General features: G+C 71.6%; 10 protein-coding genes. 2 read left to right on the top strand and 8 right to left on the bottom strand.

The window, feature by feature from the left end; all coding sequences use genetic code 11:
• Positions 1–38: 38 nt before the first annotated feature.
• The 5 genes from ACIHFE_RS08230 to eccB form a co-directional block, all read right to left on the bottom strand.
• Entirely contained in the window at positions 39–1319 is a 1281-nt protein-coding gene (locus ACIHFE_RS08230; RefSeq protein WP_400104991.1) for a S8 family serine peptidase, read from the bottom strand.
• 32 nt (positions 1320–1351) lie between these two features.
• The gene (locus tag ACIHFE_RS08225; RefSeq protein WP_400104990.1) at positions 1352–2911 is read right to left on the bottom strand and encodes a hypothetical protein; all 1560 of its coding nucleotides are present in this window, start codon (positions 2909–2911) and stop codon (positions 1352–1354) included.
• Between the two features lie 5 nt (positions 2912–2916).
• Positions 2917–3360: a hypothetical protein gene (locus ACIHFE_RS08220; RefSeq protein WP_400104989.1), complete on the bottom strand. Its 444-nt coding sequence runs from the start codon at positions 3358–3360 to the stop codon at positions 2917–2919.
• A gap of 109 nt (positions 3361–3469) precedes the next feature.
• The gene (mycP, locus tag ACIHFE_RS08215; RefSeq protein WP_400104988.1) at positions 3470–4768 is read right to left on the bottom strand and encodes a type VII secretion-associated serine protease mycosin; all 1299 of its coding nucleotides are present in this window, start codon (positions 4766–4768) and stop codon (positions 3470–3472) included.
• Positions 4769–4771: 3 nt separating this feature from the next.
• Positions 4772–6367 carry a type VII secretion protein EccB gene (gene eccB, locus ACIHFE_RS08210; protein ID WP_400104987.1) on the bottom strand — a complete coding sequence of 532 codons (1596 nt, stop codon included), beginning with the start codon at positions 6365–6367 and terminating at the stop codon, positions 4772–4774.
• 288 nt (positions 6368–6655) lie between these two features.
• Between eccB and eccE the strand changes: the two genes are divergently transcribed.
• Positions 6656–7840, top strand: a complete 1185-nt coding sequence (eccE, locus tag ACIHFE_RS08205; RefSeq protein WP_400104986.1) for a type VII secretion protein EccE — start codon at positions 6656–6658, stop codon at positions 7838–7840.
• On the top strand, positions 7840–8586 hold the full coding sequence (locus ACIHFE_RS08200) for a hypothetical protein (RefSeq protein ID WP_400104985.1): 747 nt from the start codon (positions 7840–7842) through the stop codon (positions 8584–8586). Before eccE ends, ACIHFE_RS08200 begins: the two co-directional genes overlap by 1 nt.
• 476 nt (positions 8587–9062) lie before the next feature.
• On the opposite strand, the gene ACIHFE_RS08195 is transcribed toward ACIHFE_RS08200, so the two are convergent.
• The 3 genes from ACIHFE_RS08195 to ACIHFE_RS08185 form a co-directional block, all read right to left on the bottom strand.
• Entirely contained in the window at positions 9063–11204 is a 2142-nt protein-coding gene (locus tag ACIHFE_RS08195) for a serine/threonine-protein kinase (RefSeq protein WP_400104984.1), read from the bottom strand.
• A 70-nt stretch (positions 11205–11274) separates the two neighbouring features.
• On the bottom strand, positions 11275–13539 hold the full coding sequence (locus ACIHFE_RS08190) for a PQQ-binding-like beta-propeller repeat protein (protein ID WP_400104983.1): 2265 nt from the start codon (positions 13537–13539) through the stop codon (positions 11275–11277).
• Positions 13540–13544: 5 nt separating this feature from the next.
• The gene (locus ACIHFE_RS08185; RefSeq protein WP_400104982.1) at positions 13545–14552 is read right to left on the bottom strand and encodes a serine/threonine protein kinase; all 1008 of its coding nucleotides are present in this window, start codon (positions 14550–14552) and stop codon (positions 13545–13547) included.
• Positions 14553–14719 lie beyond the last annotated feature (167 nt).

Raw genomic sequence — 14719 nt, 5'->3', positions numbered from 1 at the left:
TTGGAGGGCGCAACGCCCTTGCTGGCGAGCCCGGTTGGCTACCGGTCCCGCCATGCCCCTCCCATAGGCGGCACTTGCGGCGCCCCGGGGTGGGGCGGCTGCGAAGCCATCGCTCTCCGTCGCCGGACGATCAGGAAGACGACGGCGGCCGCGACGACGGCGGCTACCGCGGCTCCGATGCCGATCCAGGGCATCAGGTGGCTGCTGCTGCCCGACGCTGGTTCGGCGGCAGAGTCTACGTGTGCCTTGGGGGCGGCTGATCCGTTTCCGTTACCGGGAGTTGCCGAAGCGTCGGCAGAGGACTGGCCGCGAAGTGCCTCCTGTGCCCTGGGCAGCGGATTGACGTTGGCCGGGCCCGGGTCGCCTTGGCCCTCGAGGAGGACCTTGCGGGGGCGGACGATGCCGTAGCCCAGGTACTGGCTGGGCACTTGGCCGTCAGTCGGCTTGCCGGCGGTGTCCATCATGACGCGGAGGACCTGGTTATTGGTCCAGTCGGGGTGCTTGGACCAGATCAGGGCGGCGGAGGCGGAGGCGAAGGCGGCTGCGGGGCTAGTTCCCTTCACCAAGCAGTACTGGCTCCGGTCGTCCTTGCAGCGGACGACGATGTCCTGACCATAGGCAGCCAGGGCCAACTGCGGGCCGTGCGTGGAAAATTTGGTGACGTCCCCATTCCGGTCGACGGCACCTACGGCCACAAATCCGGGCAGGGCGGCTGGGTAAGAGATCATATTGCCGTTCTCGCCGTCATTTCCCGAACTCGCAAAAATCAGGCTACCCTTCCGCAGGGCATAATTCACCGCTTGCCGCAAAGCTTTTTCATTATTCGATGCCACCACATCGCCCATAGAAATGTTGATTACCTGGGCATGGTGGTCTACCGCGTACCGGATGCCTTGCGCCATCCCCACATCGCCAAGCCTGTCGAATTTTACTGGAAGAACCTTCGCCCCCGGTGCGATCCCTTGGATTCCACCGCTGCTTCCATCGCCGGCGATAATGGAGGCCATCTCTGAACCATGCCCCTCCACGTCTTTGAGCGGCCCTGTCGGGTGGCTCGACAGATCCACTCCACCGACGACCTGATTACGCAGCTCAGGCAGTGCGGAATCAACTCCGCTATCGAGCACGGCTACGGTGATGCCCTTGCCGGTGCTCACCTTCCACATGGCCTCGGCCTGCATGTCGTCGAGATACCACTCATGAGACCGGATATCGGCCACGGCAGCGTATGCGGCGCCCGCCTGAAAGAGGAGACCAAGCCCGAGCGACGTCAGCGCCATCGCCGCCGACCGCTTCAGTCTGCTGGATACCTCGGGCATGTAACTTGATCTCCTATTCAGGGTTGGCAGGCCTACTCGATGACGGGCGGTGCCGTCCGCTGCGCAGTGTCAGTACTGCTCCCCTCTTGCTCCGCCTGCCGATTCCGCTGCTCCCGCTGCCGGTCTCGCCCGGTGCCACGTGCGGAGCGCGCGTCACCGAGATGCGCCTCACGCACCAGTCCGGTGCCCCCGGTCGTGAACTCGGTTCGCCCCTGACCCGAGCGCGGAGCACGAGCGATGCCACCCGGCTCAGATGCCAGCCGACGCATCGTCCCCCTGCTCCCGGAGGTCCCGCCGGCTCCCGAGACAGGATGCATGCCTGCCCCCATGGGGCCGCGTGCCAGGGCGTTGGATTCCTGGCCCACCACATTGCCCTGGGCGAATCGCCGGGCGCCGCCTCCTTGCCCGCCCACGGCCTCGGGGCCCGAAGCGCCCGGCCCGCCAGTGCCGATGGGGCCACGCGCACCGGGCAGCGGCTCCGCGCCGATGACCGTTCCACGGGGTAGCCGCGCGGCAGCGGGCGGACTACCGGCTCGGCCAGGCAATCCGCCCACCACTTCATCTCGCATGCCCGTCACCGGTACAGCGGTACGAGAGGCTCGCGGCTCGCCCTGCGGATACTTTTGGCCCGGCAGGGGCTCAGTGGGCAGCGTCCCAGGTGTCGTAGGTAGCGTCCTGGGCAGCGTGGGCAGCGTCCTCGACTTCTCCGAAGACGGCACGCGCGGAGCGGTCGGGGGCACCGGAACGGTGGGCAGACGATCCACACCGCTCGGGTGGACACGGGTATCGCCATCAGGTAGCGGTGTGGACGGGTGCGTCCGAGTACCTTCATGCGAAGGCAGGGTGGCCGTCGAATCGATATGAGTGCCAGTCGGGTGGCTGGCCGGAGTGTCCGAACCCATCGGAGTGTTCGAGCCGTTCTCCCCCGAAGGGTTCAGAACATTGTCATGTCCGGTGGGATGGGAGACATACGGAGAACGGCGTGCGGCAACCTCGTCGCCCGCGGCAAACCCACCTCCGGGTGCAGGTGCACCGATGCGCACTTCCGGCCCGTCGTCATAACCCAAACCACCCGGCAGCGGCGGAAAGTTCGGCTCCTTCAGCTTCCCAAAATCAGCAAGCGAAGCCGTGTAATGCGAATCCACCGCCTCCAGCGCCTGAATCGCAGCCTGCCGCTTCTGCTCCACCGGCGCCTTGCTCGCCTGGTCGAGCTTGGGATCCACGTAGCACATTTCCGCGGCCGGCGGCAGCTTGCTCTTACCCGCGTTGATACCCGTGCCAACATTCCCGATCGCGCTGCCGGCATCCTTCACATACTCGGCCATGCGATGGGTCTCATTGGCCATGTCATGGCCCCACTTACGGAAGGCTTCCGCGCCCTTCCCCGACCACTGGACGTTGTCGACGTGGGCCTTGAGCTCCTCGGCCAGAGCGCTCAGGTCGGTCTGCGCCTTCGTCAGAGCATCCGCCGCGGTATGCATCGGATCGGCCTTCGCGTTCGCCAGCATGGCGCAGAGCTGCTCATACGAGTAGCCGCTGAAGGATGAATTGTCGCCGTTTCCAGACGTGTTCGCCATGTTCTCCTCCGCCACCGAACTCAGGTCGCGCCGTGCTGGCCCTGGCCAACACCGGGCGGGGTCTGCTGCGTATCGGCCGGCTCACGGTAGCTGCTCTTCAACTGCTTCTGAATGGCCCGCAACCGCTCCGCGTACATTGCGTCGACATGGTCGTAGCCCTTGTCGGCGATCATCGCGCTGATCCCCATGCCTTCGATCAGCATGCCAAGCGACTTGGACATCTCCGCCAGACGGCCATGCACCTTGTCATAGGCGGCCGACACGGCCTTCGCACTCGGCAACGTCCCATACGTCGCCGCGTCGATCTTCAGGTCACCCATGGCCTTCTGCGAAGCGGGTGACTTCTCCAAGTCCGAAAGGATCGCGTCCAGCCGCCCCTTGAACTTCCCCAGCGTCTCCGCCGCCTTGGCGAAGTCCTTGCCGAACGGCTCCTGCGAGCCATCCCCCGATGCCCCCGAACTCACCGTGCTCTCCCCTCCAGCACCTCAACTGCCAGGCGTTCACTTTAGCCACACTCGATGTGGCCACCAACCACATTCCCGTCAAGGGTTCTCGACGGTTCGGAAACAGGTTTCACCCCGAACCACCGCCGCCACGGCCCACCGCGCCAACGCCCCGCCGGCGCCGCCAGTCCCGGAGCACCACCGCCGTACCCGCGATCACCGCGACCAGCAGCGCCGTGCCGCCCAGTGCGTAGGTGGCCAGCCGCTCGCGGCGCTGTTCGGGGGTCTCCCCCAGGGTCAGGGCCGCCGGCTCGGGGGCGTGTATGGCGCGGGACGGGTTCTTGTCGACCGTCACGCGGTCGATGGGGTGTGCGTCGTCGGTGAGGGCGCGTACCGGGTCGACGACACCCCAACCGATGTAGGGGTCACGGGCGTTGCCGGACCGCTCGGCGGTCTGCTCTATCTGGGCGACGACCTGGTTCTGTTTCCAGTCGGGGTGCTTGGCCCGGATGAGGGCGGCGACGCCGGCCACATAAGGGGCCGAGAAACTGGTGCCGTTGTCCGAGCACTGGCCGCCGTGCGGAACGGTGGAGACCATATCCACGCCGGGCGCGGCGACTCCGATGAAGTCGCCGGCCTGGGAGAAGACGGCGCGTTCATTGTTGCGGTCGGAGGCGCCCACGGCCAGCACACCGGGATATGCCGCGGGGTAGGTGCGTTTCTTGGCGCCGTCCATACCGTCGTTTCCGGCGGAGGCGACCATCACGATGTCCTTGGCCAGCGCGTCCTGCACCGCCTGTTCCAGCACGGGATCCGGGCCGCCGATCCGGGAGTTGCCGTCACCCACCGTGTCCTGGGAGATGTTGATGACATCGGCGTTGTCGTCGATGGCCTTGCGGATTCCCGCCGCCAGCGTCTTCGACGTACCCGTTCCCTTTTCGTCGTTCTGCCGGATGGAGACGATGACGGATTCCGGGGCCAGGCCGACAAAACCGGTATCCGGCATGGGGCGGGCGGCGATGATGCCCGCCACCTTGGTGCCATGGCCGACCACATCATGGGTCTGGCCCGCGTCAGGATCCTTGGGCTTGGACAGCAGATCGGCGCCGGCCTTGGCGTCCACCGCGTTCTTCAGCTGCGGGTTGGAGGTGTCCACGCCGGTGTCGATGACGGCCACCCGCACCGGCTTGCCCTTGGCGTCCTTGCCCTTGGTCTGCGCCCAGAGCTGGTCGAGCAGAACACGCTGCAAGGACCAGGGAGTTCCCTTGATCGGTTTGGCGGGGTAGGTGCACTCGCCGCTGCCGGACAGGGCCAGCGGGACGGGAACGGGGCCGGGCGCGGGGGCGGCGGCCGTGGTGGTGAGGGCCGTCAGGGCCAGCAGGGCCCCGGCGGCCCCGTGCCGTGCGTTGCGGAGTCTGGTCACCGTCACCTCTTAAGCGCCCTGCGGCTGTCGCGCGCTGTTGGTGTCCAGGCGCGGACCGGTCGGCAGGAAGGCCGACCAGTTGGCCGGGACCGGCACCGGGTTGACGTCCTTGTAGCCCAGCCTGGTCTGGGCGTTGGAGTCCTGCTGGGGAGGCGCGGCCGGGGTCTGCTCCTGGTCCGGTCCGGCGTCATCGCCGCCGGGCGCGGGGGTCTTGTCGGCGCCGATCTTCGATTTATCGGTGGCGCTGTCGTTGTTGGACTGCACGCCGTAGCGCAGTCCGGTGTCGGTGATCAGGAACAGTGAGCCGCTCTTGGTCTGGTGCCCCGTCACCTGTCGGTAGAGCAGCCCCGAACCGGGAGTGACATAGGCACTGGTGGCGCCGTCGGGAATGGCGGCGGGGTAGTCGGTGCCCGCCCAGGTGGCCAGTTGCGGGGTACCGGAGGAGCTCACACCGGTGAGGATGGAGCAGACGGTGTTGGCGCTGCCCCCGCCCGTGTCCACGGAGTTGACCTGCTGCGGCACGCTTGCGGGCCAGTGGTTGGCCCCGGCGAACTCCTCGTCGCCGGGGGTGAAGGCGGCGGCGCTCACCCGCTCGGGGCTGCCCGCCTGGCCGAGGGAGGCCAGCTTCTTGCTGCTGAGCAGCAGCTTGGCAACGAACTCGGAGACCCGCTGCACCTTGCCGGGCAGCACCACATAGTCCTGGGTGCCGGTGCCGGTGGGTGCCTGGAGCACCATGCCCACCTTGTTGGCGTTGGCGGGCAGGGTGGAGATGCCCGCACTGGTGCCGACGGCGCCGGGAACATCGGGAAAGTCGATGGGTGTGCCGTTGTGGAAGGTGTCCAGCCAGTCCTTGGTGACGCGCTGCGGCTGGGCGCCGTCCTTGAAGATGGAACGCAGCATCAGGTTGTGCTCGGCCGCGCCGGCCGACTGCCAGTCGGCGCCGCCCAGCAGGTACTTGGTTCCCTGGGGGTCGACCAGATAGCGGGCGTCGTCCGGTCCCTGGACATAGAGCGCCTGGCTGCCATGCAGCCGCTGGGAGCCGGTGAGCTTCTTCAGCCTGGGGTCGCGGTCGGCGAAGACGAAGACGGCCTTCTGTGTGGTCTTGCCGTTGCCGCCGGGCTGTTCGCACACCGCCCACTGCTTCTGCTTGCCCGCCTCACCGGCGCCGGGCATGCGGTCCGGTGCGTAGGGGATGCCGATCGTCGGGCCGCGCTGGATATGGCCGTTGTCCAGCTCGGACTCCTTGACCTTGATGACCGAGGACTTGTCCGGCGTCAGCAGCAGTTTGGCGGAGGCAAAGTTGAGGACGGGGTGCAGCTGCTTCTTGCCGTCGGTGACCAGCACCACATAGCGGGTGGTGGAGTCGCTTCCGACGATGACGTGCGCCGCGACGTCGTCCCAGCCCTTGGGCGCGGTGGGCTTGAACATGCCCCAGGCCCCGAACCCGGCGACCAGCAGAGCGCCCACCACCAGCCCCGGCAGTACGGTCTTCAGCGGCCGCGGTGCCCCCTCCTCGGTGCCGGTCGCCGACGGCTGGAGAAATGCGGCAACCGTCCGTTTCTTCGCAAAGGTATAGGCGTTGAGCTCATCCCGCCGTGATGCCATCTGTAGCTGTTTCTCCCCGCTTGTCAGCCTCGGTTGCCTCGGTTGAGCAGGCCCTTGCCCTCGGTCCCGCCACCAGAGGGAGCCTCTACTATGCCGGTAGCTGTAATTCGGCTCTTCAAGGGGGTATCGGCGGGAATGGCTGTCGCAACGCGCCTGCGGACCGGGGGTGGTTCGGCGAATCGGCAACGGCCGGCGCGCCAGGACGACCGGTCGCGTCCGTCCGCGACGGCGGCATCGGCCGCGGCCGTGGCGCCGCGCACCGCTTCGCAGCCGGGCAGTTTGGGGCCGGTGCGCTTGCAGCAGCTGGTGCTGATCGAGGTGGCGGCCGCCCTGGTGCTGGCCGCCTGGGTGGCCGGCCGGATGTGGCTGGTGCCTGCCTCGGTGGTGGCCGTGGTGCTGGTGCTGCTGGCCCTGGTACGGCGCGCCCGCCGGCCGATCGCCGAGTGGCTGACCGCCTGGGTCGCCCTGCGGCGGCGCACCCGGCGGTCCCGCAAGGCCACCGCCGCCGGCGCGGATCCCCGGCTGGCACCGGTGGTGGAGTGCGAACCGGCGCTGCGCACCGAGTCGTTCACCGACCGGGAGGGGCGCCGCATCGGTCTGATCGGCGACGGCACCTTTGTGACCGTGCTGCTGAGCGTGGCGGCGATGGACGCCCCGCTGCGCCCGCAGCGGGTGGACAGGGCGCTGCCGCTGGCCCTGCTGCGCGATGCCATGGACGCGGCCGATGTCCGGCTGGAATCCATACAGGTGGTGCAGAACGCGCTGCCGGCGCCCGCCCCGCACCTGCCCGCGCAGTCGCTGGCGGCCCGTAACTACACGCCGCTGCAGGCCCTCACCGGCGCCCCGGCGGTGCGCCAGACCTGGCTGGCGCTGAAGCTCGACCCCGAGCTGTGCCCGGAGGCGGTGGCGGCGCGCGGTGGCGGCCTGGAGGGCGCCCGGCGCTGTGCGCTGCGCGCGGCCGACCAGTTGGCCAGCCGGCTGCAGGGCGCCGGGTTCCGGGCGACGGTCCTGAACGAGGACGAGCTGACAGCGGCCGTCTCCGCCGCGGCGGGCGTCAACCCGGCGGCCACCGCCCAGGCGAGCCGCGCGGCCACGGCTGCCCGGCGCACCGCGGAGACCTCCCGGACCTGGCGCTGCGACGACCGCTGGCACACCGCCTACTGGATCGGCCGCTGGCCCCAGTTGGGGCCGGGCGCCACCCCGCTGCCGCAGCTGGCCGCGCTGCTGACCTCGCTCCCGGCGCTGTCCTCCACGCTCAGCCTGACCCTCGGCCGGGGCGGGGCGCGCGGCGGGCAGTACACCCCGACACTGACCGGCCATCTGCGGGTCTGCGGCCGCAGCGCCGATGAACTGGCCACGGTGCGCCGCGAATTGGAACGCGCCGCACGAGGGGTCAAGGTCGGGCTGGTGCGGCTGGACCATGAGCAGGTGCCCGGAGTGCTCGCCACCCTGCCGCTTGGAGGAACGCGCTGATGACCACCACCTTCCCGGCGGCCGACGCCGCACCCATGGCGCCGCGTCCCCGGCGCGGCTTCGGGCTGCTCGGCCCGCGGCGCGGCCGCCATGAAGTCCCCGCCGAGCAGCTGGAGCTGCTGGGTCTGCCCGTGGGCGACGACGGCGTGGTCATCGGTACCGACGCCCAGGGCGCACCGGCGGTACTGGGGCTGTTCCGCCCCACGCCCTTCGATGTGGTGCTGGTGGGCGGAGCCTGGACAGCACAGGTGCTGGCGCTGCGCACGGTGGGCATGGGCGCCCGGGTGGCGGTGGAGTCCGGCCGGCAGCAGCTGTGGACGCCCCTGGTCCAGGGCGCCAACACCGGCCAGCAATGGATCACTTTGCATGCCGTGGGCCGGGTCCCGCCGCAGGGACCCTCGGTGCACAGCCCGGTGCTGGTCGTCCGCGACTGCGGGGTGCGCCCGCCGCATGGCCGGGTCTCGGTGGCGCCCTGGCAGGCGGTGGTGACGCTGCTGCCCTATCCGGGCCCGACCACCGAGCGTCTGATGACCCATGCCGATGTGGTGGGTGTGCAGCGGGTCTCCCCGGACGAGGCCCGGGTCATCGGCCGCACCATGAACCTGACGGCGGCCGATGTGGAGGCACTGCCCGGTCTTCCGGACGGGGTCACGCTGTGGTGTACGCGCTCCTCGCGGACCTATGTCACCACCCAGCCGACGGACCCGGAGGCGGGGCTGCTGGGCGCGGCCCGGCGGATGGACTGAGGGCGCGGGGCTCCGGCCGGGTGAGCGGCCGGCGCGGGTTGCGGTCCCGCCGGATGACGGTGCCAGGCCGGCGTGGGGCCCCAGGCGGGCGGCCTGGGGCGGGCGTTGACGGACCGGCCGGCTCGCGCTCGCCGTCCCGTCCGGGGAGACCCGTGCCGTCGGCGGCACCGCCGCGGTGACCGTCCCCGGCGTGGGCGTCCCCGGCGTGGGCGCGCCGCGGGTGGCCCGCGCCACCGCCGTGCCCAGTGCGCGCCACGCCGCCGTGCCGCTTCCGGTACCTGGCGGGCACCCGACGCAATGCGGCCGCCTGGGCCGCCGTGACGGGGCCGCCATGCCGGGGACGCCCGCCGCATGCCGCCGACCGGCCGGACGGCTGCCGGACCGATGGCGGCGGTCAACCACTGCCCTTCGGCGGCGTGCACCGGGCGGCCGGGGAGCTGCGGGCGGCCTGTCGGGCGGTCGCGCCCGCGCCGCGCCTAGAACACCGGCATGGCGCTCAACTTGCCGCCGGCCACCACAAATACGCGATTGTCCGCTCCGGCCATCTGGTAACGGGCGTCATCCAGCAGCGAGTCCGTACTCCGGGCCGTCAACTCCCCCGGGCTGTAGGTCCAGGCGACCTTCCCGGTGTCGCGGTGCACGGCGGTGAACCCGGTACGGCCCTTGAGATCGGGCGCCACCCAGACGGTGTTTCCCTGCGGCACGGGCGGCAGCGGCCAGGGCAGGGTGTCCGGCAGCTCCCGGTGCCACACCACCTTGCCGTCCCGCTTGCTGAGGCGGCAGAGCCGGGGCCCGTCGGTGGCGTACAGCAGGTCGCCGTCGACGGTGGGCGGGCCCCAGCCGGCCTGCTGCGCGGTGGGAGTGCTCCCGGCCCGTACCGACCACAGCTCTCTGCCGGACTTCAGGTCCCGGGCGGTGAGTGTCTTCCCGCCCAGATAGACGGTGCTGCCGGAGACCACCGGCACCATGCCCATGCTCGACTGCCCGGGCAGCTGCCACACCGGGGCCCCCGTGCGGGCGTCCAGCGCGGCGACATTGCCGTCGGTGCCGGTGACGACCAGCCGCCCCTCGCCCGCCGCGCCCCACACGGGGGTCACCGAGGTGACGCTCACCGGCAGGGGCCGGAACCACCGCAGGGAGCGGGTGGGCAGGTCGAAGGCGCACAGCGTGGCGGTCGTCTGCCCGTTCTTGACCGGAGTGGTGAAGTAGACGGTGGTGCGGTCCGCGGTGATGAGGGAACCAGCCCGCTCGGCCGGCCTGGCGGACCACAGCCGGTCACCCGTCGTCCTTCCGACGCCGAGGAGTTCGCCCGCCGCGCCGGCCACCACCACCAGGTCCGCCGACGGTGCCAGATACGCCCGCCCCGGCACGCTCCACCGGGGCCCGCCGTCGGTCACCCAGCAGCCGCTGATGTTCTCTCCCACTCCGGTCACCACGAACTCACCCAGCGGCAGTGGCCAGCATGGCGCGCCGCTGACATAGCCGGGGCCCCACAACTCGGGTGGCGCCGCGCCGTCGTTGTACTCGGTGCCCGCCAGGCGCCTGGCCACCCAGGTCCTCGCCGTGGGTGTACGGCCGCCACCGGGCTGCCGGAGCGTGCCCCCGTTCTTGCGCAGCAGCCACAGCGCCCCGGCGCCGCCGCCCGCCAGCAGGGCGGTCCCGCCGGCCGCCAGCGCGGTGACCAGTCCGCGGCGGCTCGGGGCCCGGGCCCCGTGCGGGGCGGAGGTGTGGGTGAAGGCGGCCAGTTCGCGGGCCTCGGCTTCGCCGCGGGCGATGTCGTCGGCGACCGGGCCGGCGCGCCAGGCCCGCTCGGCGCCCCGGGGCGGGGCGAGGTCCGTCGCGAGCCGCGCCGGCTCCGGGCGTCCGGCCGGGTCCTTGGCCAGACAGGGTTCGATCAGTGCGCGCAGCGGTTGCGGGACGGCCGCCAGGTCGGGTTCCTCGTGGACCACTTGGTACTGCACGGCCAGCACATGGCCGCCGTCGTAGACCCGGCGCCCGCCGGCCGCAAAGGCCAGCACGGCGCCCAGGGAGAAGACGTCCGCCGCTCCCGCCACGCGCCGCCCCAGGACCTGTTCGGGGGCGCCATAGCCCGGGGAGACCGGCACCTGACCGGTGGCGGTGAGGGTGAGGCCGTGCTCGGGGCGGGCGATGCCGAAATCGATGACCCGCGGGCCGGCAGAGGTCAGCACCACATTGGACGGCTTGATGTCGCGGTGCACCAAGCCTGCCATGTGGATGTCGCGCAGGGTGTGTGCCAGCGCCGCGCCCAGGGCGCGTACCGCCGCCTCCTCGAAGGGGCCGTGCCGCTCGACGGCCTCGTCCAGGGTCGGCCCCGCCAGGAACTCGGTGGCGATCCATGGCCGTCCGCCCTCGGTGCGGGCGCCGAGGACCCGGGCGACGCCCGGGCTGTGCACCGCCTGGGCGGTCTGCGCCTCGCGGATGAAGCGCTGGGACATGCCGGGATCCTGGGCCAGTTCGGTCAGCAGCACCTTGACCGCGGCCAGCCGCCCGGCGTCGTCCCGGCCGAGGAAGACCTTGCCCATGCCGCCCGCGCCGAGCACTCCGAGGAGCCGGTAGGGGCCGAGGCGCAGCGGGTCGCCGTTGCCGAGAGAGTGCATGCTGTTCGGTTCTCTTCTGGTCTCTTCTGGGTGAAGTCAGCGGAGGGGCGGGTCAGTTGGCGAGGCGGGATCACTCGAGGGGCATGGCGCAGATGTAGTCGCCACTGGCCCAGACGATGCGCCGGGCCCGCTGGTGGACGGTGAAGCCGGCACCCAGGCCGCCGGGGACGTCCATGGTCCAGGCGGTCCGGTGCATGTGGCGGTCGAGGGCCACGATCTTCGTATGGTTGTCCGCCTTCGCCGGGACGTAGAGGAGTCGCTCGCCGACGGCGAACGGAATGCCGGGAACGGGCGTGAGCTTGCCCAGCTTCGTGTCCCACAACCGCCTTCCGCTGTGGGCGTCCAGGGCGATCAGGCCGAGCGCTCCCTCGGCGGCGTAGACCACGCCATCCTTGATCAGCGGGTCGCCATAAGGGTTGAGTTCACGGCCGACATAGTCGGGATTGCGCCCCTCGCCGAACTCCCAGAGCTCTCTGCCGTCGGAAATCCGGTACATCCGCAGCGTCCTGCCGCGCAGGCAGACCTGGTCGTCCGCCACCGCGAGCCGGCCGGGGAGGGGAGAAGGATCGGCCAGGCGCAGCCGGGGGATCCTGGTGTCCAGCGCCAGGCTGCCGTCTTTCGCCCGGAAGGCACCCAGCCAGTCCTCACCGGATACCGCCCGGCCCGCCTTGAGGTGGTCCAGCACCCGCGTCACGACCAAGTGCCCCCCGGTGCACACGGCGGAGAACTCCCGCGCCATATCCATCTGGTCGATGTGGAACCGGTGCCGCCAGCGTTCCGCACCGGTGCGTATGTCGATGGCGAGGAGGTGCTGCTCGTTCTGCCGGAAGTAGGGGTGCTGGGCGTCGTCCCGGTAGGCGGACAGGTACACCGTGCCGTCTCCGACGGCCAGCGCCTGTGGCTGGAGGTACTGGCCGTCGGCGAACAGGCCGGAGAAGTCGGCGGGCAGGGTCCGCGCGCTGCCGTCCCCGGTGCTCAGCACGGACAGCACTGGCTCGGTCCGCGAGCCGGTCGGCGGCGGGGTGACGGTGCAGATCCGTGCTCCGTCGGTGGTGACCTGCAAGGGCCTTCTGACCGTGCCGGCGGTCCAGGCCCGGTTGCCGCTGGTGGCGTCGAAACCCACCAGCCCCTTGCGGGACATCACCACCACCAGGTCGCCCACGGTCATGGGTGCGAACCCCGGGTCGGCCTTGTCGAGCGTGGCCCACCACACCGCGCGTTCGGGCACATTGGCGGGGCGCGGCCCGGAACGGGGCGGTGCGGCCGCGGGATTGCCGCCCGTGGGGCGGTGGCCCCGCCGCTCCGTCAGTGCCCAGAGACCCGCCCCCAGCGTGCCGAGGGCGAGGACCGAACCGCCGGCCACCGCCAGGGCCCCACGCCGGGACAAGCCGGCCGGGCCGGGCTTCGCGGGGCTGGGCTGGGGCCGGTACGGGGCCATGGCCGTCCGGTGCGGCCGGACCTGCCACACCTCGGTGGCACGGCGGGCGATCTCGGACAGGACGCCGTCCGGCAGGACGTCGGCGAACGACCGTTCCTCGGCGTCGATTTCCCGGGCCAGCCCGGCGGCGTCCGGCCTCCCTCCGGGGTCCTTGCTCAGACAGGCGGCCAGGACCGGGCGCAGTCCGTCCGGGACTCTGGTCAGGTCGGGCTCCGCATGGCGCACCCGGTACAGCAGGTCGGCAGGCCGCCCCAGGCCGAAGGGGCCGTGCCCGGTGGCCGCGAAGACCAGCAGTCCGGCGAGGGCGAACACATCACCCGCGGAGGTGTGTTCCAGCCCGGCCGCCTGCTCGGGGGACATAAAGGCCGGCGTTCCGGCGGCGGTGCCGGCATGGGTCAGCCGGTGGTCGCCCATGGCGCGGGCGATACCGAAGTCGATCAGCTTGGGGCCCGAGGCGGCGAGCAGGACATTGGACGGTTTCAGGTCCCGGTGCACCACATCGGAGGCGTGCAACTGCCGCAGCGCGCCGCAGAGTACGAAGCCCAGGGCGCGCACCGTGCGCTCGGGCAGCGGGCCGGTGGCGGTGACAGCCGCGCCGAGCGGCGGGCCCAGTACGTACTCCGTGGCGAGCCAGGGCAGCGGGGCCAGCGGATCGGCGTCGAACACCCGGGCCCCGTAGCGGCTGCCGATGACCCGCGCCGCGTCGACCTCCAGCCGGAACCGGGTGCGCAGGGTGGCGTCCTCGGCGAACTGCGGGTGCACCGTCTTCAGGGCGACGGTGCGGCCCCGGGCGGAGCGGGCGAGGTAGACGGTGCCCATGCCGCCGCCACCCAGTCTGGCCAGCAGGCGGTAGCCGCCGAGTTCCGCGGGGTCCTCGGGGATGAGGGGGTGCAGCATGCGGTTCAGTCCGTCCTGGGATCCATGGCGAGCAGCTCCGCCGACTGCCGGGCCAGCTCGGCGACGGCGCGGGGCGGCAGCCAGCCGGGGCCGAAGAGCGCGGCGGCGCGGGCGCCAGGCGGGACGGCCCCGTGCGGCGTGGCCTCATAGGGGGTGGCCCCGTGCGGGACGGCCTCATGCGGGGCGGCCCCATGCGGGACGGCGGCCCCATGCGGAGCAACCTCCTGCGGCGCGGGGCCGAATCCGCCGCCCGGCGCGGCGCCATAGAGCAACTCATCGAGCACTTGGCACGTTTGGGGACGGTTGTCGGGATTGCCGGCGGTGCAGGCGGAGATGAGGCCACGCAGCCGCTCGGGGAGCCGGCCGCGCTCCGGGACGGTGTGACCGGTCACCGCGTAGGCCAGCACCGCGCCCAGGGCGTAGACGTCGCCCGGGGGTTGCGGCCGTGCGCCCGACAACTGCTCGGGCGGCACGGCGCCGGGGGTCAGGCCCGGGAGTCCGGCGCGGGGCTGCCCGTCCGGCCCCGCGGCGCGTAGCGCGCCGAAACCGGTGAGCCGGGGGCCGTCGGCGGCCAGCAGAACCGCCGCCGGGGAGACGCCCGCATGGGTGATGCCGGCCTGGTGCAGGGTGACCAGCGTCTCGGCCAGCGCGGTGCCCAGCGCGAGGACGGTGCGCTCGGGCAGCGGGGCGCCGTGCGCGGCGAGGGCGGCGGGCAGCGGCACGGCGGGAAGGTAGGGGCCGGCGTGCCAGGCCGGGCCGCCGGACGGGGCGGCCTCGTCCACGGCGGCGAGCCAGGGGGCGGACAGCCTGCGCGCCGCCTCCGCCTCGCCGGCGAACCGGTCCGGCTCCACGCCCTCCAGGGGGGTGGCGAGCAGCACCGTGCGGTCGCCCGCCATGTCCCGTGCCAGGAAGCGCTCTTCGGCGGCGGGGGCTTCGGGCAGCGGCGCGTCCAGCCGGGCCAGTACCCGGTAGGGGCCGATCCGTTCCGGATCACCCGGGTACAGCGGTTCCATGAGCGGCGTCCCCCAAGTCGGTATTACGGGACAGAAGCCTACTCAAACGTCAATCCAGAATTGACGATGCCCATGACCCCCACGGCGCCCCTCGGGCCGGTGGCACACCGCGCGGGCGTAAGGGGCCAGCGGGCCTGCCGCAGTCTCACTGATGACGATTAGTCTTG

Origin of the sequence: Streptomyces sp. NPDC052396 (assembly GCF_044593195.1) — a bacterium.
Lineage (GTDB): Bacteria > Actinomycetota > Actinomycetes > Streptomycetales > Streptomycetaceae > Streptomyces.
This window is presented reverse-complemented; position numbering and strand designations above follow the sequence as displayed.

What these genes read in the sequence shown, in the direction of transcription:
- ACIHFE_RS08230 (WP_400104991.1), bottom strand. Translation starts at nt 1,319, where the DNA reads ATGCCCGAGGTATCCAGCAGACTGAAGCGGTCGGCGGCGATGGCGCTG.
- eccB (WP_400104987.1), bottom strand. Translation starts at nt 6,367, where the DNA reads ATGGCATCACGGCGGGATGAGCTCAACGCCTATACCTTTGCGAAGAAA.
- ACIHFE_RS08200 (WP_400104985.1), top strand. Translation starts at nt 7,840, where the DNA reads ATGACCACCACCTTCCCGGCGGCCGACGCCGCACCCATGGCGCCGCGT.
- ACIHFE_RS08195 (WP_400104984.1), bottom strand. Translation starts at nt 11,204, where the DNA reads ATGCACTCTCTCGGCAACGGCGACCCGCTGCGCCTCGGCCCCTACCGG.
- ACIHFE_RS08190 (WP_400104983.1), bottom strand. Translation starts at nt 13,539, where the DNA reads ATGCTGCACCCCCTCATCCCCGAGGACCCCGCGGAACTCGGCGGCTAC.
- ACIHFE_RS08185 (WP_400104982.1), bottom strand. Translation starts at nt 14,552, where the DNA reads ATGGAACCGCTGTACCCGGGTGATCCGGAACGGATCGGCCCCTACCGG.